This window comes from Vibrio sp. JZG10, from assembly GCF_054064075.1.
On the sequence record NZ_JBSUGE010000014.1, the window covers coordinates 163,934 to 186,268 of the forward strand.

Consider the following 22,335-nt stretch of genomic DNA (forward strand, 5'->3'; position numbering starts at 1 on the left):
GCGCGGTTCCTCTTTCTCTACTCACATTAGAGCCCTATCCAGGATGACCATCAACGCGAGGGGTAATAAGCATCACGCCAAAGCGCCAAACAAACAGGCCAAATGCGACAATCCACAATCCGCCACTGATATTAATCCACAGCATCATATTGGCAGGATCAAATATCACGGCAAAACTGCGAACCAAAGCTGCCGCGGTAATCGCCGCAAACGCAAGGCTCATGTTCGGACCTTTGTAGATCATGCGACCAGTATGTCCCATCGTCACGCGTGCGATCATCGCTAAAATCAAGCCGCCTAATGCACCTACCGCAAACAGGTGAATCAGGTTATGGCTGGCAAATGCATCTCCCCAAGTGCCTCGCAAAATTAAGCTTAGTGGCAAACACAAATACGCAGCATGCAGCGACCACACTAAAGGCTCGCTCAGGGTTAACCAAGGTTTCCAGCGAACAAAACGCACCAACTGAGCAACTCCTGCAAACAGCATCAACGGATTGCCTAATTCTGCAAACGTCACAGGGAAAAAGCTCAGCACAAATAGCATTACCAACGGCAAGTTCGCGAACCATTCTAACCAAGCCAGTGGTTGCGCTTTTTCGAAATTAAATCGACGCGCAGTAAAGAATGGAATCACACGTCCGCCCATGACCGACAATAACAGCGTAAACCACCACAACATCGCCTGCCATACAGCAGAAGAGCTAAACGGCGGCATGCCTTTTATTGTTGCGTAGCTTGCAAAGTTCGCAAAAATGGCCAAAAGAAACAGCGGCACAAAAAACAGATTACGCCAACCTTTGGCTCGATAAACACGAATGCCTACCTCATAGGCAACAAACAACAAAAATACCGCTTCAATGCTGCTGGTTAACCATAACGGCGCTGACGTCCAAAGCAATATTCGGGGCGCGAGCCATAAGCCAAATAAGACCAAAAGCGTGTAATGCTTGGTGCCATTAATGCCAGTCCAGTTTTGTACCGCGGTCAGTACAAAACCAACCACAATCGCCATCGAAAAGCCGAACAACATTTCATGAACGTGCCACCATAATGCCGGTACAGTTAATGCGTTTGGCTGTCCGCTCTGGAACATCCACACCCACAACGCGATCGCAACAATGGCGTAAATCGACCCAAACAGAAAAAACGGCCGAAAGCCTAATCGCAGCCATGCGGGGATTTTTTCTTCCACTTTTTTATCGGTGATATTCAGCATTATCTTGCCCTCAAGCGTCTCTCGATGCTGGTTAACTCAACTACAATATTGATGCTACCATAAACATGCATAAAAAATACATGTTAATAGTTAAGATTATACTTAAGAGGTAAAGTTGTGCTTCAGAGGCGGGTTAGGTATAAACGGTGAGAGACACAACCATCAGTTAAGGGATGCAACGAAGATGTACATATTTGGCTATGGCAGTTTGATTAATTCTGCGTCACGTAAGTTAACCGGACAAACGGGAGAAGCCATTCCCGTCATTGCTCATGGACTGGTGCGCTACTGGGGAAAAATTGATGACAGCTACACTCTGTCTCCTCTGGTTGTAAACCAAGGCGATGGGCAGGTCAACGGCGTTTTACTCGAAGTGAATGAAGAGGCTCTCGCAGAATTCGATCGCCGTGAGCGTGGTTATCATCGTATTCAAATTCAGCCAGATCAAATAGAAACGGACGCGAACTTTAACCAAGAACATAGCATCTGGGTTTACGTAAAAGACGAGCCATTACCACCGTGCGTAAAAAGCCCAATCATGCAAAGCTATGTCGATACCGTGCTAGCAGGTTGCTTAGAAGTATCTCATGCGTTTGCAGAGCATTTTGTGCGTCACACCATTGGCTGGCAACACGCAAAAGAAAATGACCGCCACCAACCTAAATATGGCAACCTTGCAGGCGTGCAAAAGCATCATTACGAGTTGATTGATAATCTGATTGCCCAAAATTCGTAGCTCAATCCCATCTGTAAAAACAGCTCTAAACTAAGAGCTGTTTTTACAATAGAGCGACCAGTGAACTGATTAAACAATTCTCACCCCGGTCGGCATCGCTCTTTCTGGCGTTAGTAACACACTTTCGGATTCATCATCCGTTTCTGCGCATAACAACATACATTCAGAGGTTTCACCGCGCATTTTGGCTTTGGCAAGATTACACAACACGACCACTTGTTTTCCCATCAACTCTTCCTCGGTGTAATAAGGCACTAAACTGGTTACGGTTTGCAGTGTTTTTTCACCAATATCAATCTGCACAATATACAGCTTGTCTGCATTTTGATGACGAGCTACTTCAATGATTTTTCCGGTACGAATTTCCAGTTTGGCAAAATCAGAGTAAGCGATAGTTTCCATAATTAAAACCTCAGTAAAGTTTTACTAAAAAGATAACGTTTACACTATCAGTAAGCTTAATAAATACAAGTGGTAAAGATCTCATTTCCGAAAGCAAATCCTCTATCAAATTGCACTTATTACACAATGGGTGTTTAATACTTTCAGTCAAAATTTTTTAGCCACTAAAGGTTCTATATGGCAACGATCAAGGATGTCGCGAAAGAAGCCGGTGTTTCGGTCGCAACGGTTTCTCGCGTGATCAACAAGTCCCCAAAAGCCAGTCAATCATCGGTAGAGTCGGTCACCAAAGCAATGAGCAAATTGGGTTACAGACCCAATGCCGCAGCTCGCGCACTGGTGAGTCAAAGCACAAATACCATGGGTGTGTTGGTGAGTGATGTGTCCGATCCTTTCTTCGGCACGCTGGTCAAATCCGTCGATAATGTCGCGCGCGAAAATGGCAAACATATCTTGATTGGCAACGGTTATCATAATCCAGAAGATGAGCGTCAAGCCCTAGAATTGCTGATCAACAGCCGTTGCGATGCAATAGTCATCCACTCGAAAGGCTTATCTGATGAGGAGCTAATTGGCTATGCCCAAGAAGTGAAAGGTATGGTGCTTATCAATCGTCATATCCCAGAGCTTGCTGAGCGCTGTATTTCCCTTGATAACCGCAAAGGAGCATTCCTCGCGACAGAATATTTAATTCGTCATGGGCATCGCAAAATCGCTTGTATTGCCTCATCCCACGATATCGAAGATACCGATGAGCGATTGCAAGGTTACCAAGCAGCATTGAAAGAACATGGTATTGAACTCTCCAAAAGCTACATCGAATACGGTGAACCCAACAGTGATGGTGGCGAAGTTGCGATGACCAACCTGTTAACCAAATCTTTGGAGATTACTGGAGTGGTGGCCTACAACGACTACATGGCCGCTGGCGCACTGGAAGCGTTAGATCAAAATGGCATTGACGTACCAAGTAAGGTTTCTATGGTCGGGTTCGATGATGGCTTAATCGCCCGCTTTGTTCACCCTAGCTTGACTACTATTCGCTACCCAATCGAGATGATGGCAGAACGCGCCGCCCGTTTGGCTTTGGCGCTATCTCGTGACGAAAAAGTTGAAGATGAAACCATTATTTTTAGCCCAACGTTAGTACGAAGAAATTCTGTTGAGCGTTGTTGATGGTGGATAATCTGTAATTTGAAAACGAAAAGCCCGCTCAGGTTATTGAGTGGGCTTTTCTTTGAGCACTTGTCGAGACGATATGGATTCTAGCTCAAGGCTTCGTGCGGTTTTACAGACTTAACGTCAACGCCTTCCGCAAACTCACCCCGCTGTAATTTTTCTCGTAAAATCGCATGTTGGTCTTCGGTAAATGTGTAGCGAGACATAATGAAGATGCGCACTAGAGCTCCCAATGCGGGTAGCAACGCAATACAGAAGAACATGCCATTGAGCGCGGTTTCCGTTTGCGCCGCATTTGGTACATAGCCAATCATCGTCAAGATTAACCCCGTTAAGCCGCCCGCTACCGCAACAGAAAGTTTGCCTGTAAAGGTTTGTCCCGAGAACGTGATCGCCGCGGTACGTTTGCCACTGTGGTAGTACGAATACTCTACTGTGTCTGCAATCATGGCCGAGATAAGAGGGTTGGTCATCATAAAGATGCCAGTAATCACCGCTAACCACGCCATCACGACCGTTGGATTATCATAGCCAGTAAAATAGAACCCAATGCGAGCGATGATCTCTAAAACACACAGCGCAATAAAGATGTCACGTTTTTTGAAACGCTTTGTCAGCACAGGCGTAGCCAAACACGCAATCGCACTTACCAAAGTGATGGTACCAATCAGAGAAACTAACCCTGCGTCTCCCATGTTGTATGTGAAGAAGAAAATGTACAGGCCATTCACTAGATTGAAAAACACATTCATGAAAAACGCTGCCAGAATAAAAAACAACGGCTTGTTTTTACGAACAGCTTGAAAGGTTTGTTTTAGCGTGACTTTTTCGCAGCTCTTCGTCGAGATGCGTTCTTTGGTGTTGTAAAAACCGTTCAGCATGAAGAACAAACCCGCAATCATCAACACAATCACAGCTGGTAAGTAACCCTGATCTGCGCGGCCATCAGCGAAGTAAGCGCTCAGTTTCGGGAACACAACCAAAGTCGCACCAATACCCGCATTCACCCCTAACATGGCACAAGTTGCCGCTTTTGCTCGCTCTTGTGGTTCATCCGTCATAACAGAAGACATAGACCAAAACGGCACGTCAGAAATAGTGTAAAGCGTACCCCAAAGAATGTAAGTGATACCGGCATACATCACTTTTGTCGATGTATCAGCATCGATGTTATAGAAAGCGGCCACCGTGACCAGAACAATCAGAACCGGCGTAAACAGCATGTAAGGGCGGAATTTACCAAAGCGAGAGTCCAACGTGTCCATGTATCCGGCAATGAGCGGATCGTTCACCGCATCCCACACACGAGCAATCAAAAAAATCGTACTCGCCGCAATTGGAGAAATGCCCAAAATATCGGTATAGAAATAAAGAATAAAAGAGCCGACTAGACCAAAGCTAAAGCACTGGCCTACCCCATAGCCGAAGTAAGACATCAGCTCCTTATTAGTGAGTTTGTTTTGTAGAGTAGTCATTGTTCACGTCTCAATTGATTTTATTGTAAATAAGAAACCGACCCATTTCTCAGAGTCGGCTCACAGGCAATTAATCCACTTCTGCGAGTGTTTTGATCAATTGCACTTCGCTTGCGTCATACGGCTGTCCTTGCTCATCAAGCAGATCGTGGAACCATTGACTCGCATAGTTTGCATCGCTACGTTTTATCTCTGGCCAAGGCAGATGCGTTTGTGTTTTTCCTTTCACTAATCCCCACTGGTAGCAGCCAATGTTTTTCTGTTTAAAGACCGGAAGCTGTTCGTGCATGTACGATTGCGCATGACGAGCAAGCCACTCAGTACACATCATTGGTCGGTTGTAGCTTTCTACAATTTCAACGGCTTTATGGAACAGATCGAGTGGTAAGTAAGCGTGGAAAGTAATGATGTCCGATAGCTCCATCGCTTTGCGATCGGTTGGGTGTTCATAAATCGGCAGGCTTCGGTCAAGAATGCTTGGCGCATGCCAAGCGCCAACGGTGAGAGGCTGAGTTGGGTTTTCTTCACGTGCCCACTCAAACGCTTGTTCCATCAGCTCATGACTAAAGATTTCCATTTCTTCGTCGTAAGCGATCTCACCCGTGATGGTGAAAATCATGCGGTTGGTTGGCTCGTTATAGAGATCCCAAATAACGATTCGAGGGTCATTTTTGTAGGTAGAGATGATGTCGCGAATATACGCTTCGACCTCACCCCACATAGATTTGTCCATCACCACATTGCGACCAGGACTTGCTGCTGCTTGGCTGTTGTGCAAATCCGGTACTGGCGCTTTTTGTTCACCAAGATAAGGATGGTCGCCCGAAAAACCGCAGTCATCCATCGGCGTGAGCATCACTTTGATTTGATTGCGTTCGCAAATATCCAGAAAGCGCTCAATTCGCGCATGTAAACCATCGCGATCCGCTTGCCAAACTATAAATGGTAAGTTGGTACGTAAAGTGTTGTAACCCACATCATGCGCCCAAGCTAACTCTTGTTCCATCACCTCAGGAGCAAAAGATTCCGCTTGCCACATCTCATTCCAGTTAACCGCTGTGCGCGGTAAATAGTTAAAGCCACGTAGCCAGCCATGCTCTTTTTGCCATTGCCACGCTTTCTCTTCCGACCATCTTTTCATCTTACTCACCTTAAAACTAAATTATTAACTAATAATATTAGCTAATATATTAATTAATAATTTAATGACTAGGTGCTCAAAGAATAAACGTGGTGAAAATCACAGCTTTTAAGTTGCTCTGACTTACTTTTGTGATCTTCACCTTTAAAGGATGATCCGAACTTAATCTTTAGCTAATATCTTTAGCTAACGAAATTAAGTAAAAGAGCAGAATGGCTAAAAAAATCACCATGAGTGACATTGCGGCGGCGGCTGGCGTCTCTCAGTCGACCGTATCGCTGGTATTGAATGGCTCAACTTCCGTAAAAATCGCGGAAGCGACCAAACGTAAAGTGCTCGAAACCGCAGAATCACTTGGCTACAAAAACAAAAAGGTTGCCCATGCTTTGGGACGCCCTAAAAAGATCGCATTGGTGATCAACGGCTTAACCAGTTATGACCCATTTATCGATGCCATCAATGCAGCGAGAGAAGAAGCGTGGTCGAACGACTACATATTGGTGACCTTCAATTACAGCCATGATGAAGTGTTGGCAAGCAAGATTGAGTCGGAGATAAACGGCGGTGATTACGCAGGTTTGGTTTACGCATCCAGTATGACGCGAGAGTTGGAGCAGCAACGCGTCACAACTTCCTTACCGACTGTGCTGCTGAACTGCACCAACGAAGAACACACCGAAACGCCAAGTATTTTGCCGGCCGATATGATTGGAGCTTACAAAGCAGTTTCCCACCTCACAGCGCAAGGTTATCGTCGCATTGCCATGCTGTCTGGTGAAAGTTGGATGCTAGCCAGTAAGCAACGTGCCGATGGTTATCGTCAGGCTCTCATTAATGCAGACATCATTCCTAACTCAGAGTATTTAGTCGATGCAAACTGGTCGCTAAAAGAAGCGCACCAGCAAACACTGGCACTACTGAATATGGAGCAGCCGCCAGAAGCGATTTTCTGTGGCAGCGACTATATGGCAATGGGGTGCTACCAAGCGATAGCGGAGTTGGGGTTGAAGATTCCTCAGGATGTTGCCGTTGTCGGTTACGATAATCAGCAAATCGCCTCTGAAAGCTTCCCAGCATTAACGTCGGTTGAACTGCCCTACTCAGACATGGGTAAACTCGCAATCGAATCGTTGATGGCACTGATTGAAGGGCAACCGTTGCTTTCTAACAAACGCAAAGTAGAGGGTGAGCTCATCGTTCGAACCTCTTCGACAAAAACAAAAAAGGTGGGCATATAGCCCACCATAACACCCAAAGTCGTTGGAGTTGCATCGCTGCCGCTGCAAGTTCAAAGGGTAGAAGTGCTATCTAAATCTAAAATTCAAACTGATAAGTAGTTTGATGCTGATAGCAATCCCCAGAGCTCAACACCCCATTGTTGAGTCCCCATTCTGGTTTGTTTGGCCCGTCTGGAAAGTACTGCGTTTCCAATGCTAGGCCGTCATAGCGTTCGTAAGTTTTACTTGCACCTGGCGTACCGGCTAAGAAATTACCTGAATAAAACTGGATGGCAGGCTTGGTGGTTTTCACCTTCATCACCACATCTTCTTTTGGTGCAATTAAAACCGCAGCGACAGACACGCCATCGGTCACTTCAGGCATGAAGACAAAGGCGTGATCGTAGCCACCAGCAGTTTTCTGATCTTGCTCGGCAAGAAATTCTTGGCCAATCGATTTTGGCTCGGTAAAGTCGAAACTGGTACCCGAAACTGGCTTTTGTTCACCGGTAGGAATTAACTCCGCATCTGTTGGCAAGTAATACCCAGCGTTAAGCTGTAAAGTATGATCTAAACTTTTTGCGCGGCTCGCCTCACCAGCCAAGTTAAAGTAGGCGTGATTGGTTAAATTCACTGGAGATGTTTTGTCGGTCTTAGCATCATAGGCGATAGCTAATTCATTCTCGTCAGTGAGCGTGTACGTCACCTTCACATCGAGATTTCCCGGATAGCCTTGGTCACCGTCCGGGGAGCGAAGTGAAAAAGTGACCTGTTGATCATTTTGCTCTTCAACCTTCCAGCGGCGTTTATCAAACCCTTCTAGGCCACCGTGCAGTGAGTTTTCACCGTTATTGATACCAAGTTGATACTTCTCTCCGTCTATCTCAAACTGCCCCTTCGCAATTCGGTTAGCAAAGCGGCCAACAATGGAACCGAAGTAAGCGTCTTGCTTCATGTGTTCAGCCATATTTGGTGAGCGCAACAACACTTCACGGTTTTCACCATTTACCGGTAATGTGCAACTCAACCATGTCGCACCGATATCCATAAACGACGCCGTCATACCATTCGCGTTGGTCAAATGAATCAGATTCGCAGTTTGGTCATCAAACGACGGCGTTTGCGCCATCGCTTGTTCTAGTTGTTGAAAATAGGCTTTCATCATCATTCCTTACAGCACTTCAACCAAACCCGCACCATTTTTGGCTTGGCAAACATAAATCGACTCTTTTAAGCCCGTAGCTGCTTGGTACTTCACTTCAACTGCCGCTTTCACGTCATCAACCAGTGCTGGCGGTACAAGTGCCACGATGCAACCACCAAAGCCACCGCCAGTCATGCGCACGCCGCCTTGATCGCCGATCACCTCTTTGACTATCTCCACCAGCGTATCGATTTCTTTTACCGTGATTTCGAAATCATCGCGCATCGAGGCATGAGACTCGGCCATCAGCTCACCCATGCGCTTCATGTCGTGTGCTCGTAGCGCTTGTGCCGCTTCCACCGTACGATCGTTTTCTGTGATGACGTGACGGGCACGCTTGGCCACCATTTCATCCAGCTCAGCAACTTTCTCGTTGAACTGCTCAATTGTCACATCACGCAAAGCTTTCACACCGAAAATGCGCGCCGCTTCTTCACATTGCTGACGACGAGTGTTGTATTCACTGTCGACCAAACCACGTTTTTTATTCGAGTTGATGATCACGACTGCCATCTCTTCTGGCATGGAAACCGATTCCGTTTCTAGGCTACGGCAGTCCAATAGCATCGCGTGATTTTCACGCCCTTCCGCTGAAATCATTTGGTCCATGATGCCGCAGTTACAACCGACGAATTCGTTCTCGGCTTGCTGACCGTTTAACGCGATTTCGGCTTGGCTGATCTCAAGATTGAACAGCACTTTAAAAGTTTGACCGATCACCACTTCCAATGCCGCCGATGAGCTCAAACCCGCGCCTTGAGGCACGTTGCCGCTGACTGAAATATCCGCCCCAGTAAACTGGTAGCCACGCGCCAGAAGACACTTCACCACGCCGCGAATGTAGTTCGCCCACATTTTGTCTTGCTGGAAGGTAATGGCTTGCGTGATATCGAATTCGTCAACTGCGTTGCCATAATCGACCGAAACCACACGCACGATATTGTCTTCACGCTTTGCCGCGGCCACGACCGTTTGGTAGTTAATGGCACACGGTAGGACAAAACCATCGTTGTAATCGGTGTGCTCACCAATCAAGTTCACACGACCAGGCGCTTGGATAATATGGCTAGGTGCGTAGCCCAACACTTGCTCAAATGACGCTTTCACATTTTGGATAAGTTCAGACATAGGGACGTTCTCTTAAAATAGTAATTTGTGTGGGATAGCGCGTTGAGCCTAACTTTCTATCTGTAAAGTCGCGCTATCCCGTTATTCGTAATCAGTCCAATTTAAAGACTTAGCATTCTTTGTAATGGACATCACTCACATCACGCAGACGCTGCGCCGCTTGCTCTGCGGTAAGGTCACGTTGGCTTTCTGCCAGCATTTCGTAGCCCACCATGAACTTACGAACCGTGGCACTGCGCAGTAGTGGCGGATAGAAAAGTGCATGAAGCTGCCAATGGTCGATGTCTGTGCCTTGGTCAAAAAACGGTGCGTAGTGCCAGCCCATTGAGTAAGGGAAAGAGCATTGGAATAAATTGTCGTAACGGCTGGTCAGCTTCTTAATCGCTCGCGCTAAATCGTCTCGTTGCTCATCGCTGAGTTCGCTCATGCGACGAATGTGCGTTTTCGGCAACAACATGGTTTCGAACGGCCAAGCAGCCCAGTAAGGCACCACCGCCAGCCAGTGTTCGGTTTCCACCACAATACGTGAACCGTCTTTGAGTTCCGCTTGTACGTAATCCACCAGCAAGTTGCTGCCGTGTTCTTGGTAGTAGGCTTTTAGGTTGTGCTCTTTACGCTCGATTTCATTTGGTAAGAAGCTGTTCGCCCAGATTTGACCGTGCGGATGAGGCTGAGAACAGCCCATGGTTTCGCCTTTGTTTTCGAACGCCTGAACCCAAACGTATTCCTTGCCGAGCTCTTCAATTTGTTCGTTCCATGTATCTATCACGCCACGAATTTTATCCACTGGCAGCTCCGGTAAGGTTTTACTGTGATCTGGCGAGAAGCAAATCACTCGGCTCAAACCACGCACGCCTTGCGTTTTGAATAGCGGGTTGTTTGACTCTGGTGCATCTGGTGAATCCACCATCAGCGCAGCAAAATCGTTATTGAACACATAGGTGCCTTGGTAGTCTGGATTGACATCGCCAGAGATACGTTCGTTGGTTGGACAAAGGAAACATTTACCGTCATAGCTTGGTAGCTCATCCAATGTGGGCTTTTCATCTGCGCCGCTCCAAGGGCGTTTTGCACGGTGAGGTGAAACCAAAATCCATTGCCCAGTCAGAGGGTTGTAACGGCGGTGTGGATGATCCACTGGGTTAAATTCGACATTCGACATGTTACTTACTCAACTCTTTAAAATTCTTCAAACTCAGCTTCCCAAAATCGTGAGAAGCGCAGATGGCAACGCGGCGACTACAATTACTCTGGGGAATAGCCATTGGGATTTTTTGACTGCCAGTTCCACGTATCGGCGGTCATTTCAGCCACCGTGCGTGTTGCTTTCCAGCCTAGTTCACGCTCAGCTTTTTTCGTGCTTGCCCAACATTCAGCAATATCCCCAGGACGACGCGGGCATAACTCGTAAGGCACAGGTTTACCGCAAGCGGTCGCGAACGCATCCACCATCTCAAGTACGCTCGAGCCTTTACCTGTACCTAAGTTGTAAATGTGCAAACCCGATTTCTCACCCACCGATTTCAAAGCCGCAATATGGCCGTCGGCCAGATCCATCACATGGATGTAATCACGTACGCCAGTGCCGTCAGGGGTTGGATAGTCGTTACCGAATACCGCGAGTTTTTCTCGGCGACCAACAGCGACTTGGGCGATAAATGGCATCAGGTTATTGGGAATGCCTTGTGGGTCTTCTCCCATGCAGCCCGATGGGTGCGCGCCAACTGGGTTGAAGTAACGCAGTAAGGTGATGCTCCAATCGTTTTCAGCATGGAACAGATCGCTTAAGCACTGCTCCACCATATATTTGCTGCGTCCGTATGGGTTGGTCGTCGCGCCTGTTGGTGAATCTTCCGTAATCGGCACTATTTCAGGATCACCGTAAACCGTTGCCGATGAACTGAATACGATGCTTTTCACGCCCACTTTACGCATGCTGCGCGCCAACACCAATGAGCCATTGACGTTGTTGTCGTAGTACTCAAGTGGTTTTGCCACCGATTCGCCAACCGCTTTGAGGCCAGCAAAGTGGATCACGGCTTGGATGTCGTGCTGCGCGAATACCGTATCCAAAAAGGCTTCGTCACGGATGTCACCTTGGTGGAACGCAGGCTGTTTGCCAGTCAGCGCTTCAATACGGTTTAACACTTCCAGTTTGGCGTTACACAAGTTATCAACGATGATAGGTTCCATTCCCGCTTCAATCATCTGAACGCAAGTGTGACTACCGATGTATCCCATACCGCCTGTGACAAGAACTTTCACTTTTTGCTTCTCCACGTTTGCTGCTTTCTGTTCACACCTCACTCTGATGCACTAAAAGCCAATCGCCATTGCATCGAATCGGTACGCCCATTTCTTAACTGGCTAAAAGTCTAGCAACCAATCTCGATCCAGATCCGTGATCGAATTCAAATTGTGTAAACGCTTCCACAGGATTACAAAAAAGCCTTATTTTAGATGCTGACTTTAGTTAAATTAAACCAAGAAGATGATGAGCAGTGAAGATGAGTCGAGCAGATACCGCTCTCTTTCGTGGATCGCACAATTTTACTAAAAGTTTGTGCATCCCTAAGTAGCTGTTTACAATAGCCAGATTATTGAGTTCTCACTTGGACTGTGAGCAATGCCAACGGGAAATGTACATGGCAACACTAAAAGATATCGCCACTGAAGCGGGCGTCTCACTTGCAACCGTATCGCGAGTTTTGAATGACGATCCGACGTTGAGTGTTAAAGAAGAAACCAAACGCCGCATTTTAGAAATCGCAGAAAAGCTGGAGTACCGCACCAGCAGTTCGAAGAAAGCCACCAAAGAAGCCAAGCAAAAACATCACTTTTTGGCCTTGTACAATTACAAACAAGAAGCAGAAGTGAATGACCCGTACTACTTGTCGATTCGTCATGGGATTGAAACTCAGTGCGATAAACTCGGCATTACGCTAACCAATTGCTACAACAGCGAAATTGATGTTGAAACGCAAAAGATCACGGGTGTCCTTTTAGTCGGGAAAGTCGACCAAAAGGTGGTCAATAAGTTACCTAAACGCTTAGCCGATAGCATCTGTTACATCGACTTTTCAGATCCAACTAGCCCTTACGATTGCGTTGATATCGACCTTGTAAGAATCAGCAAGCAAGTGGTTGATTTCTTTGTACAACAAGGCTACGAGCGCATCGGATTTATTGGTGGACAAGACGAGCCCAACACCGCAGACATTCGTGAAAATGCGTTTGTGGACTACGGCAGTCTAAAAGGTGTAGTTTCTGAAGACGACATTTATCGTGGCGATTTCTCTAGCTTGTCCGGTTATGACTTAGCGAAAGAGATGCTGGCCAAAGGCAATTTCCCAAAAGCGATGTTCATTGCTTCGGACTCCATTGCGATTGGTGTGTTACGAGCAGTGCATGAGTTTGGTTTAAACATTCCTGATGATATTGCGCTGATCAGCGTGAACGACATTCCTACCGCGCGTTTTACCTTCCCTCCTCTATCTACCGTTCGTATTCATTCTGAAATGATGGGGATTCAAGGCGTAAACTTGTTAGTAGAAAAATACCGTGACGGACGCGCACTGCCCCTTCAAGTATACGTTCCAAGCAAGCTCAAGCTACGCGGCACAACTCGATAAAAACACCCTCAAAACTGTTCAAATAAAGCACTGAATTTTCAGTGCTTTTTTATTTCTTCTTTTATTTTCTACCGAATTTTTACTGTTTTTACTTTCCAAAACAATCTAGAACGCATTCCTTTACGCTGATCACATCTTGCTCAACATTGGTCATTTAAAACGTGACTAAGTTAAAGTAAAACGTTTTCACTAATTTATTTTAGTAAAACTTTTACTAATATCTTTCTCAGATTATTCATAAGCATTTTTCACAATACATCGGCCGTTGTTTTTGCACTGATGTTGAGCCGCGATGAAACCAATCCGCACTCCAACATAAGCGCACCAAGCCGAGGGGAGATCAAAACGTGAACAATTGGGAAAACTTCCAACACTTACACGAGAATCGTATGGCACCGCGTGCGTACTTTTTCTCCTACGACTCTGTTCAGAGCGCACAAACCTTTCAACGTGAACTGAGTCGCCGCTTTATGTTGCTCAGCGGCCAATGGACATTCCGTTATTTCGCCAACCCAATGTGGGTACCTGATGAGTTTTACTCACAAACAATGAACGACTGGGGACACATTACCGTCCCAAACATGTGGCAAATGGAAGGCCACGGCGATCTGCAATACACCGATGAGGGCTTCCCATTCCCGATCGACGTCCCGTTTGTACCAACCGACAACCCAACGGGCGCTTATCAACGCACATTTACACTTGGTCCACAGTGGGGTAACCAACAAACCATCATCAAGTTCGACGGCGTGGAAACCTACTTTGAAGTGTACATAAACGGCGAGTACGTCGGCTTTAGTAAAGGCAGCCGACTCACAGCGGAATTCGACATTTCCAAGTTCGTCCAACAAGGCGAAAACTTACTCTCTGTACGCGTGATGCAGTGGGCCGATTCCACTTACATTGAAGACCAAGACATGTGGTGGACGGCGGGGATATTCCGTGATGTTTACCTAATCGGAAAAGAGAACATTCACGTCCAAGACCTAACAATTCGCACCGATTTCGCCGACGATTACCAAAGTGCGACGCTCAGTGCTCAAATCGAATTGGAAAACCTTTCCACCACTATCGCGTCTGGCTATACGCTGGAATACGCGCTGCATGACAAAGGCACTGTCGTAGCCAGTGGTCAATGCGATTCACTGACTATCCAAAACCACCACTCAACAAGCTTTGCGATTGATATGGTGAGCCCAACGCATTGGACGGCTGAAAATCCTTACCTTTACCACTTGTTCATTACCTTAAAAGATCACCAAGGCAACGTAGTGGAAGTGATCCCACAACGCGTGGGTTTCCGTGACATCAAAGTGCGTGATGGCCTGTTCTACATCAACAATCAATACGTGATGCTGCATGGTGTAAACCGTCATGACAACGACCACCTAAAAGGTCGCGCAGTGGGCATGGACCGCGTGGAAAAAGATCTGATTTTGATGAAGCAACACAACATCAACTCGGTTCGCACCGCACACTACCCGAACGACCCACGCTTCTACGAGTTATGTGATATTTACGGCCTGTTTGTGATGGCAGAAACCGATGTGGAAACCCACGGCTTTGCCAACGTTGGCGACCTGAGCCGTATCACCAATGATCCAGCATGGGAAGCGGTGTTTGTTGATCGCGCAGTGCGTCATGTTCATGCGCAAAAGAACCACCCTTCTATCATAATGTGGTCACTCGGTAACGAATCGGGTTATGGCTGCAACATCCGTGCGATGTATACCGCGACCAAAGCAATTGATGACACCCGTTTGGTTCACTACGAAGAAGACCGCGATGCTGAAGTCGTCGATGTGATTTCGACGATGTACTCACGCGCTCAACTGATGAATTACTTTGGCGAACACCCACACGAGAAGCCACGCATTATCTGCGAATACGCACACGCGATGGGCAATGGACCAGGTGGTTTAACCGAATATCAAAATGTGTTCTATGCGCACGACCACATTCAAGGTCATTACGTTTGGGAATGGTGTGATCACGGCATTCTAGCGCGTGATGAACACGGCCAAGAGTTCTACAAATACGGCGGCGATTACGGCGACTACCCAAACAACTACAACTTCTGCATGGATGGTCTGATTTACCCAGATCAAACCCCGGGCCCAGGTCTCAAAGAGTACAAACAAGTCATTGCACCGGTGAAAATCCGCGCCGTCGAAGGTTGCCATGACCGCTTCATCGTTGAGAACAAATTGTGGTTCTCCAACCTCGATGATTACACCATTACTGCCGACGTACGTGCCGAAGGTGAAACCCTGCGTAGCGTGCAATTCAAAGTCGAAGCTTTGGTCGCCAACAGCGAACGTGAAGTGACCATCGACTTGCCAGAATTGGATGAGCGCGAAGCCTTCATCAACTTCACCGTACGCAAAGACAGTCGCACGCTTTACAGCGAAGCCAACCATGAAATTGCGGTGTATCAGTTCCAACTGAAAGAAAACACCGCGACGTTGCCTGCGCTGGTCAACCACAATATTCAACCCTTGGTGCTTGAAGAAAGCCGCCTAGAGCACGTGATCACAGGTCATAACTTCGCGCTTACCTTCTCCAAAGTAAACGGCAAGCTGACTTCTTGGCGCGTAAATGGCGAAGAGATCATTCAATCAGAGCCGAGACTGAACTTCTTCAAACCGATGATTGATAACCACAAACAAGAGTATGAAGGTTTGTGGCACCCAGCGCATCTGCAAATCATGCAGGAGCACTTCCGCACACTTGCTGTGGAGGCAACCGATGATTCCGTCTTGATTACGACCACCAGCATCATTGCGCCGCCGGTCTTTGATTTTGGCATGCGTTGTACCTATCGCTATCAAATCAATGCTCAAGGCCATTTGAACGTGGAACTGAGTGGCGAACGATACGGCGACTACCCTCACGTGATTCCGGTCATCGGCTTGGATTTGGGCATCAACGGCAGCTTTGATCAAGTGAGTTACTACGGCCGTGGCCCAGAAGAAAACTACCAAGACAGTTGCCAAGCCAACCTCATTGATGTTTACCACAGCACCGTAAAAGACATGTTCGAGAACTACCCGTTCCCGCAAAACAACGGCAACCGCCAACACGTGCGCTGGGCCTCACTCACCAACCGTCATGGCACAGGGTTATTGGTGAAACCTCAGCAAGAAATCAACTTCAGCGCGTGGTTCTACACCAACCAAAATCTGCATGAAGCACAACATACGATCGAGCTAGAAAAGAGTGGCTACATCACCCTTAACCTTGACCATCAAGTGATGGGGTTAGGCTCGAATTCATGGGGCAGCGAAGTGCTCGACTCTTACCGCGTGTACATGGACGAGTTCCGTTACGGTTTGACGCTGATGCCACTGCAAGCAGGCGATTGCAACGCACACGTGATGGCAAACCATGATTTCGACAACGCGTTTTTCACTCAAACCAATACTCAATCAGTCAACGAGGCGTAACCCATGATCGTGTTAGACAGCTTAGAGCAATTCAAACAGGTATATCGCAACGGTCGTAAATGGAACCGTTGTGTGGAAGCCATTGGCAACATCGGCAACATCAAAGATGGCGTGATGCACTCGATTGGCGATTCACTGGTTTACATGGTTGAAGATGGCATCGCGAAACAAACCGAAATGTTCATCGGTAACCGTCGTTACTTCGATGTGCATTACTACCTCGAAGGCCGAGAAACCGTTGAGTTCGCGGATAAAACCGCGTTAACCCTAGAACAAGCTTATCGTGATGAAACCGACCGCGAATTTTTTTCTGGTCAGGGTGAAACACGTGAGCTTTGCGAAGGCCAAGTGGCGATTTTTGAAAACAGTGAAGCGTACCGCTTCCACGGAGACAACCGCGTAAGAAAAGTGGTGCTCAAAGTGACCATCGAAGATGGCTACTTCCTAAATAAATAAAACAAGAGAAGGGCTGTGGTCACAGCATTACAAGCCCTTCCTCCCTACAATTCCAACGTGATTCACCGGAGATAGAACATGTCTGAATCCAAACGTAATACGATAGGCAAATTCGGGTTGTTGTCCCTCACCTTTGCCGCAGTATTTAGCTTTAATAACGTAATCAATAACAACATCGAGATCGGTCTAGCGTCTGCGCCAATGTTCTTTCTGGCGACCATTTTTTATTTCATCCCTTTCTGTTTGATCATCGCAGAATTCGTATCTCTGAATAAAGATTCCGAAGCGGGTGTCTACGCATGGGTAAAAAGCTCACTCGGCGGTCGCTGGGCGTTTATCTCTGCCTACACTTACTGGTTCGTTAACCTATTCTTCTTCACGTCCTTGCTGCCGCGTGTTATCGCTTATGCGTCTTACGCGTTCTTGGGCTATGAATACATTCTGACGCCATTCACCACTACCGTGCTCAGTATGATTTTGTTTGCGTTTGCAACCTACGTATCGACAAACGGCGCGAAAATGTTGGGGCCAATTACGTCGGTGACCTCCTCCCTCATGCTGCTACTGACAATGTCGTACATTTTACTGGCTGGCGCAGCGTTGATCGGCGGCGTAGAACCAGCTGACCCAATTACTGTAGAAGCGATGATCCCTGATTTCAGCTGGGCATTTTTAGGCATTACTACATGGATCTTTATGGCGGCAGGCGGTGCGGAATCGGTCGCGGTTTACGTAAACGATGTGAAAGGCGGCTCGAAATCGTTCGTTAAAGTCATCATCATCGCAGGTATCTTTATCGGCGTGCTTTACTCAGTTGCGTCTGTTTTGATTAACGTATTTGTTCCTAGCGAAACCCTAAAATACACGGGTGGCTCGGTTCAAGTATTTGAAGGTTTGGCTGTGTACTTTGGTTTGCCAGAAGTATTGATGAACCGCTTCGTAGGCTTGGTATCCTTTACCGCTATGTTTGGCTCTCTACTGATGTGGACAGCAACGCCAGTGAAAATCTTCTTCTCTGAGATTCCAGAAGGCATTTTTGGTAAGAAAACCGTAGAGCTGAACGAAAACGGCGTACCAGCTCGCGCAGCTTGGTATCAGTTCCTTATCGTCATTCCATTGATGATCATCCCAACATTAGGTTCTAACACCGCTCAAGATTTGATGAATACCGTGATCAACATGACCGCTGCCGCCTCGATGCTGCCCCCACTGTTCATCATGCTGGCGTACCTGAATCTGCGCTTGAAACTGGATCACGTCGAGCGTGATTTCAAAATGGGCTCACGCAAAATGGGCATCGCTACCGTATCGGTACTGATCGCTATCTTTACGGTTGGTTTCTTAGCATCGACCTTCCCTACTGGGGCCGACATCATGACCATCATTTTCTACAACGTTGGCGGTATCGTGATTTTCCTTGGCTTTGCTTGGTGGAAGTACAGCCAATACGAAAAATCATTGAATCAAGAAGAGCGTATAAAAGAAGCCGCGCCAGCTTCGCAAGCGGTATAACACAGACTCTCAATGACAAACATTCTGGGCACCCTTTGGTGCCCTTTGTTATATGTGAGAGGTGATGGTCGAAGAAACCAACTCGCGTAGCCAAATGCCTTTGTCTTCATTGTTTCGGCTGGAATGCCACAGCATGGCAATATCAAAATCCGCAACGGCGATCGGCGGCTTAACAGTAATGAGATCGTCTGAAAAGCCCTCCGCCAACGCCATTTTTTCTGGCACGATGGCAATGAGATCGCGCTTTTTCAATAAATGCCGAATGGTGAGAAAGTTGCGCGACGCCACGGTGACTTTACGGCTCAAGCCATGTTCTGCGAGCTTTTGGTCTACTTGTGTCTTTAAGCTCCCATCGGGACTTACCAGAGCTTGCTCTATGTTCGCGAACGCTTCCAGAGACAGCTGTATTTCCCCTTTCAATACCTGTTTATCACACATACACACGTGTTTTTCCGTGTACAAGTACAAGCTCTCAAAGTTGTCATCCAACACCGGCATGCTGCCAATAATGACATCGAGCTTTTCGTGCTCAGTTAATGCCACGTAGTTGCTACGATTGACGTTAATAAAACTGATCTGCGCCTCTGGTGCGCGCTGGCGTATTTCGTCATAAAGCCGAGGAGCAAAAATAAACTCGGCATAATCCGTTAACCCAATGCGACATACACCCGCGTAATTTTCAGGTTGAAAGGCAGACTTAGTGAGCAAGTCTTTGGCGATAGAGTCCAACAAGTGATGCACAGTTGGCGCGATGTGGTGAGCGTGCTCAGTGGGCTCCATCTTGTGTCCTTTTCGCTCAAAAAGCGGGTCGTCAAACAACAACCTTAAACGAGACAAACTATGACTCATCGCCGACTGGCTAACGTAACTTTTCTCTGCCGCGACGCTAACGCTTCGATAGCGATACAAGTAGGAAAACGTCACCAATAAGTTCAAGTCAATGTTGCGCCACTGAATGTCCTCTTTCACCTCAACACCTTCATCCCATTTCATTCATAAATGAAATTAAATCTATCAATTTGAGTCATTTTAGAGCATCCGATAAATTAGCAACAATGCTTTTTAGATAAACAGGCTCAACATGTTCACCATCTTCAAAACTTTTTTCTGGCTGGGTTGGTTCAGCTTCGGCGGCCCTGCGGCTCATATTGGTTATTTTCGCCAAACCTTTGTTGAGAAACTGAAATGGCTTGATGACAGCGAGTACGCACAAATCGTCGCGCTCAGTCAGTTTTTGCCGGGACCGGGATCAAGCCAAGTCGGCTTTGCATTGGGTTATAAGCGCGGTGGTTTAAGTGGCGCATGCGCAGCATTTGTCGGATTCACGCTTCCTTCGGTGATCATCATGTTGGCACTGGCGATGGTGAGCAGCCAAATCACCGACACCGCTGTGTTTCAAAACATAGTCCACGGCCTAAAACTGCTCGCAGTCGTGGTCGTGGTGGATGCGACTTGGGGCATGTACAAAAACTTCTGCCAAAGCAAACTGACCGCGGGTTTGTGCGTCGCGACTGCGATTGCGTTGCTGGTGGCACCAAGCATCATGACGCAAATGTTCGTGTTGCTCGCAGCAGGCTTTGTCGGCATGCGATATCTGAAGAAAGACTCCGCGCCATCAACCGAGCCGTTTAAACCGTCTATCGCGCCATTGGCTCTATTTGCGGTGCTTTTACTCGGCTTACCGTTAGTGGCTCATACGTTGCCTATGCTTGGGCTGTTTAGTGATTTTTTCCAAGCTGGTAGCTTAGTGTTTGGTGGCGGCCATGTGGTGCTGCCGCTTCTGCAAAACATTATTGGTGACCAGCTCAGCCAAGATGCATTTTTAACAGGCTACGCCGCTGCACAAGCTGTACCGGGGCCAATGTTCACCTTTGCGACTTTTATCGGTTATGAGCTTTCGGATACGCCAATTTTAGGCGCGCTGATCGCAACGCTTGGCGTATTCCTCCCAGGGTTTCTTTTACTGCTTGGCGTTCTTAAAAACTGGCAAGCACTGGCAGGCAAACCGCTGGTCTCCGGTGTCATCAACGGTGTCAATGCCTCGGTAGTAGGATTGTTACTCGCGGCACTTTACCAGCCAGTATTTAGCAGCGCAGTTGTTGCTCCCATCGACATGGCGTTAGTGATTGCAGGTTTCTATCTACACAAAAAGCTCAACCTTTCGGTGCTGTGGATGATCGTGTTTTTTGTGGCGGCAGGCCTTGTCACGGGCATGATGTAAAAATCTTAAACGACAAACTCTTAGCGGGCACTTAAAGACAAGTGCCCGTTTTCTCAACTAAGCTTAATGACATTGGAAGGATAGAGATGACGGATCGTCGATGGAACAAGACAACAATTACCAGATCAACGTAAGTTGGCAGCAAAAAGCAGCGACTTGGCTCCAGTCTATGAAGAACGAGTTATTGATCGATAAGATTTTCTACACCTATTGCTTTATCTCGACTGCTGTCATTTATCTTTGTTCTTTATATCTCGATTTCCCTATTGATTACTCTTTTACCACTTACCTTGAAACGCTCATGCAAGCTTTGTATGTCACAGGTTTAAGCTGGTGTATCTATTATTATTTCTATCTCATACTGCGCAAAGAAAAACAGCCAGCAAAGCGCTTCATACAAAAACTGAAGCATCTTATTTTTCCACTGCACCGCCCTGTATCAGTGTTTGTTTCGATGATGGCACTTAACCTGATTTTCTCTAACCACACGTTTTTGAAATCGCTTATTCCAATCATCAATCCTTTTAAATGGGATCTAACCTTTGCGAATATTGATACGCTATTGCACTTCGGTGTTGCACCTTGGGAATTGACCCATGCATTATTCTCCAATGCTTGGGCCTCACTGGCGCTAAACGTTGCCTACAATGCATGGTTTTTTTGTATGTGGGGTATACTCATCTTTTTCCTTATCTACAAAAAATACCCGTTGGTAAGGCAACAATTTTTACTCACGTTCGCATTGTCTTGGATGATTCTTGGTGTCTTCTTCGCCACGTTACTCTCTTCAGCAGGTCCTTGCTACGTGGAGCTTATCACTGGAGATGAACAGTTTGTTCCTCTGATGAAAACGCTCGAAGCCCAAAGCCACTATCTTACCAATGTGGACGCTGGGCAATTGTGGGCATTGCCTACACAGCAATATCTTTGGGATGAGTACATCGCCAATGCCAATGGTATTGGTTCTGGTATTTCGGCAATGCCGAGTTTGCACGTCTCCATTGCTGTTTTGATGGCGCTATCAATTTATAGACTCAACAAAACCATCGGCTACTTTGCTTACGCTTTCGTCGTCATCATTCAAATCGGTTCGGTACATTTAGCCTGGCATTATGCGATTGATGGCTACCTCGCAACACTCTTGACGGTGATGTTATGGAAGATAGTTGGTTGGGCTTTGCGGCGCTATGCTTCTTACCCTGAAAGAAGCGAATGAACGGCTAATTGAACAAACAATTTTACAACGGACTACTCTCCATAAATGAAAAAGTCCCCAAAAATGAAAAGCCACTCCCTAATGGAGTATACAGTAAAAACTATGTTTATTTGCGCGTGAGTGAGTGACAGCCCTTTACTGACAATGCTTC

The 22,335-nt window shown here is 47.0% G+C and carries 18 protein-coding genes; 9 read left to right on the top strand and 9 right to left on the bottom strand.

Annotation, left to right across the window (positions count from 1 at the left end; genetic code table 11):
* Positions 1 to 34: 34 nt before the first annotated feature.
* Positions 35 to 1,219: an NnrS family protein gene (locus tag ACWYVB_RS16490; protein WP_395222223.1), complete on the bottom strand. Its 1,185-nt coding sequence runs from the start codon at positions 1,217 to 1,219 to the stop codon at positions 35 to 37.
* A 184-nt stretch (positions 1,220 to 1,403) separates the two neighbouring features.
* Here ACWYVB_RS16490 and ACWYVB_RS16495 point away from each other — a divergent pair, with 184 nt between their 5' ends.
* A complete protein-coding gene (locus ACWYVB_RS16495) occupies positions 1,404 to 1,955 on the top strand; it encodes a gamma-glutamylcyclotransferase family protein (RefSeq protein ID WP_145532632.1) in 552 nt (183 codons plus the stop codon).
* 69 nt (positions 1,956 to 2,024) lie between these two features.
* Here ACWYVB_RS16495 and ACWYVB_RS16500 read toward each other — a convergent pair whose 3' ends face one another.
* Positions 2,025 to 2,357: a tRNA-binding protein gene (locus ACWYVB_RS16500; protein WP_005494151.1), complete on the bottom strand. Its 333-nt coding sequence runs from the start codon at positions 2,355 to 2,357 to the stop codon at positions 2,025 to 2,027.
* 177 nt (positions 2,358 to 2,534) lie between these two features.
* Between ACWYVB_RS16500 and ACWYVB_RS16505 the strand changes: the two genes are divergently transcribed.
* A complete protein-coding gene (locus ACWYVB_RS16505; RefSeq protein WP_395222224.1) occupies positions 2,535 to 3,533 on the top strand; it encodes a substrate-binding domain-containing protein in 999 nt (332 codons plus the stop codon).
* 89 nt (positions 3,534 to 3,622) lie between these two features.
* On the opposite strand, the gene ACWYVB_RS16510 is transcribed toward ACWYVB_RS16505, so the two are convergent.
* Both ACWYVB_RS16510 and ACWYVB_RS16515 read right to left on the bottom strand, forming a co-directional pair.
* Complete coding sequence (locus tag ACWYVB_RS16510) at positions 3,623 to 5,011, bottom strand: MFS transporter (RefSeq protein ID WP_005456609.1); 1,389 nt, start codon at positions 5,009 to 5,011, stop codon at positions 3,623 to 3,625.
* Between the two features lie 70 nt (positions 5,012 to 5,081).
* Complete coding sequence (locus ACWYVB_RS16515; protein WP_025637719.1) at positions 5,082 to 6,152, bottom strand: cellulase family glycosylhydrolase; 1,071 nt, start codon at positions 6,150 to 6,152, stop codon at positions 5,082 to 5,084.
* A gap of 212 nt (positions 6,153 to 6,364) precedes the next feature.
* On the opposite strand from ACWYVB_RS16515, the gene ACWYVB_RS16520 reads away from it, so the two are divergent.
* The gene (locus tag ACWYVB_RS16520; RefSeq protein WP_395222225.1) at positions 6,365 to 7,390 is read left to right on the top strand and encodes a LacI family DNA-binding transcriptional regulator; all 1,026 of its coding nucleotides are present in this window, start codon (positions 6,365 to 6,367) and stop codon (positions 7,388 to 7,390) included.
* A 76-nt stretch (positions 7,391 to 7,466) separates the two neighbouring features.
* On the opposite strand, the gene galM is transcribed toward ACWYVB_RS16520, so the two are convergent.
* The 4 genes from galM to galE all read right to left on the bottom strand — a co-directional run bounded on the left by galM (position 7,467) and on the right by galE (position 11,966).
* Positions 7,467 to 8,531, bottom strand: coding sequence for a galactose-1-epimerase (galM, locus tag ACWYVB_RS16525; RefSeq protein ID WP_301658271.1), 1,065 nt, complete (start codon positions 8,529 to 8,531; stop codon positions 7,467 to 7,469).
* Positions 8,532 to 8,540: 9 nt separating this feature from the next.
* On the bottom strand, positions 8,541 to 9,701 hold the full coding sequence (gene galK / locus ACWYVB_RS16530) for a galactokinase (RefSeq protein ID WP_089203056.1): 1,161 nt from the start codon (positions 9,699 to 9,701) through the stop codon (positions 8,541 to 8,543).
* A 109-nt stretch (positions 9,702 to 9,810) separates the two neighbouring features.
* Positions 9,811 to 10,863, bottom strand: coding sequence for a UDP-glucose--hexose-1-phosphate uridylyltransferase (locus ACWYVB_RS16535; protein WP_395222227.1), 1,053 nt, complete (start codon positions 10,861 to 10,863; stop codon positions 9,811 to 9,813).
* Positions 10,864 to 10,946: 83 nt separating this feature from the next.
* Positions 10,947 to 11,966 carry a UDP-glucose 4-epimerase GalE gene (gene galE, locus ACWYVB_RS16540; protein ID WP_395222228.1) on the bottom strand — a complete coding sequence of 340 codons (1,020 nt, stop codon included), beginning with the start codon at positions 11,964 to 11,966 and terminating at the stop codon, positions 10,947 to 10,949.
* Positions 11,967 to 12,346: 380 nt separating this feature from the next.
* Here galE and ebgR point away from each other — a divergent pair, with 380 nt between their 5' ends.
* The 4 genes from ebgR (at position 12,347) to ACWYVB_RS16560 (ending at position 18,747) form a co-directional block, all read left to right on the top strand.
* Complete coding sequence (gene ebgR, locus ACWYVB_RS16545) at positions 12,347 to 13,333, top strand: transcriptional regulator EbgR (RefSeq protein WP_140070140.1); 987 nt, start codon at positions 12,347 to 12,349, stop codon at positions 13,331 to 13,333.
* Between the two features lie 347 nt (positions 13,334 to 13,680).
* A complete protein-coding gene (ebgA, locus tag ACWYVB_RS16550; protein ID WP_395222229.1) occupies positions 13,681 to 16,779 on the top strand; it encodes a beta-galactosidase subunit alpha in 3,099 nt (1,032 codons plus the stop codon).
* A 3-nt stretch (positions 16,780 to 16,782) separates the two neighbouring features.
* Positions 16,783 to 17,235 (top strand): beta-galactosidase subunit beta, encoded by a 453-nt coding sequence (locus tag ACWYVB_RS16555; RefSeq protein ID WP_005484991.1) that lies wholly within the window; start codon positions 16,783 to 16,785, stop codon positions 17,233 to 17,235.
* Positions 17,236 to 17,313: 78 nt separating this feature from the next.
* Complete coding sequence (locus ACWYVB_RS16560; protein ID WP_258637741.1) at positions 17,314 to 18,747, top strand: amino acid permease; 1,434 nt, start codon at positions 17,314 to 17,316, stop codon at positions 18,745 to 18,747.
* 48 nt (positions 18,748 to 18,795) lie between these two features.
* Here ACWYVB_RS16560 and ACWYVB_RS16565 read toward each other — a convergent pair whose 3' ends face one another.
* The gene (locus ACWYVB_RS16565; protein WP_395222230.1) at positions 18,796 to 19,716 is read right to left on the bottom strand and encodes a LysR family transcriptional regulator; all 921 of its coding nucleotides are present in this window, start codon (positions 19,714 to 19,716) and stop codon (positions 18,796 to 18,798) included.
* A gap of 112 nt (positions 19,717 to 19,828) precedes the next feature.
* On the opposite strand from ACWYVB_RS16565, the gene chrA reads away from it, so the two are divergent.
* Both chrA and ACWYVB_RS16575 read left to right on the top strand, forming a co-directional pair.
* A complete protein-coding gene (gene chrA / locus ACWYVB_RS16570) occupies positions 19,829 to 20,968 on the top strand; it encodes a chromate efflux transporter (protein WP_395222231.1) in 1,140 nt (379 codons plus the stop codon).
* 100 nt (positions 20,969 to 21,068) lie between these two features.
* Positions 21,069 to 22,184 carry a phosphatase PAP2 family protein gene (locus tag ACWYVB_RS16575; protein WP_374081892.1) on the top strand — a complete coding sequence of 372 codons (1,116 nt, stop codon included), beginning with the start codon at positions 21,069 to 21,071 and terminating at the stop codon, positions 22,182 to 22,184.
* The last annotated feature ends 151 nt before the right edge of the window (positions 22,185 to 22,335 follow it).

Bases quoted from the DNA above. Each gene is read 5' to 3' on its own strand.
- ACWYVB_RS16490 (WP_395222223.1), bottom strand. From the start codon at position 1,219: ATGCTGAATATCACCGATAAAAAAGTGGAAGAAAAAATCCCCGCATGG.
- ACWYVB_RS16495 (WP_145532632.1), top strand. From the start codon at position 1,404: ATGTACATATTTGGCTATGGCAGTTTGATTAATTCTGCGTCACGTAAG.
- ACWYVB_RS16500 (WP_005494151.1), bottom strand. From the start codon at position 2,357: ATGGAAACTATCGCTTACTCTGATTTTGCCAAACTGGAAATTCGTACC.
- ACWYVB_RS16505 (WP_395222224.1), top strand. From the start codon at position 2,535: ATGGCAACGATCAAGGATGTCGCGAAAGAAGCCGGTGTTTCGGTCGCA.
- ACWYVB_RS16510 (WP_005456609.1), bottom strand. From the start codon at position 5,011: ATGACTACTCTACAAAACAAACTCACTAATAAGGAGCTGATGTCTTAC.
- ACWYVB_RS16515 (WP_025637719.1), bottom strand. From the start codon at position 6,152: ATGAAAAGATGGTCGGAAGAGAAAGCGTGGCAATGGCAAAAAGAGCAT.
- ACWYVB_RS16520 (WP_395222225.1), top strand. From the start codon at position 6,365: ATGGCTAAAAAAATCACCATGAGTGACATTGCGGCGGCGGCTGGCGTC.
- galM (WP_301658271.1), bottom strand. From the start codon at position 8,531: ATGAAAGCCTATTTTCAACAACTAGAACAAGCGATGGCGCAAACGCCG.
- galK (WP_089203056.1), bottom strand. From the start codon at position 9,701: ATGTCTGAACTTATCCAAAATGTGAAAGCGTCATTTGAGCAAGTGTTG.
- ACWYVB_RS16535 (WP_395222227.1), bottom strand. From the start codon at position 10,863: ATGTCGAATGTCGAATTTAACCCAGTGGATCATCCACACCGCCGTTAC.
- ebgR (WP_140070140.1), top strand. From the start codon at position 12,347: ATGGCAACACTAAAAGATATCGCCACTGAAGCGGGCGTCTCACTTGCA.
- ACWYVB_RS16555 (WP_005484991.1), top strand. From the start codon at position 16,783: ATGATCGTGTTAGACAGCTTAGAGCAATTCAAACAGGTATATCGCAAC.
- ACWYVB_RS16560 (WP_258637741.1), top strand. From the start codon at position 17,314: ATGTCTGAATCCAAACGTAATACGATAGGCAAATTCGGGTTGTTGTCC.
- chrA (WP_395222231.1), top strand. From the start codon at position 19,829: ATGTTCACCATCTTCAAAACTTTTTTCTGGCTGGGTTGGTTCAGCTTC.
- ACWYVB_RS16575 (WP_374081892.1), top strand. From the start codon at position 21,069: ATGGAACAAGACAACAATTACCAGATCAACGTAAGTTGGCAGCAAAAA.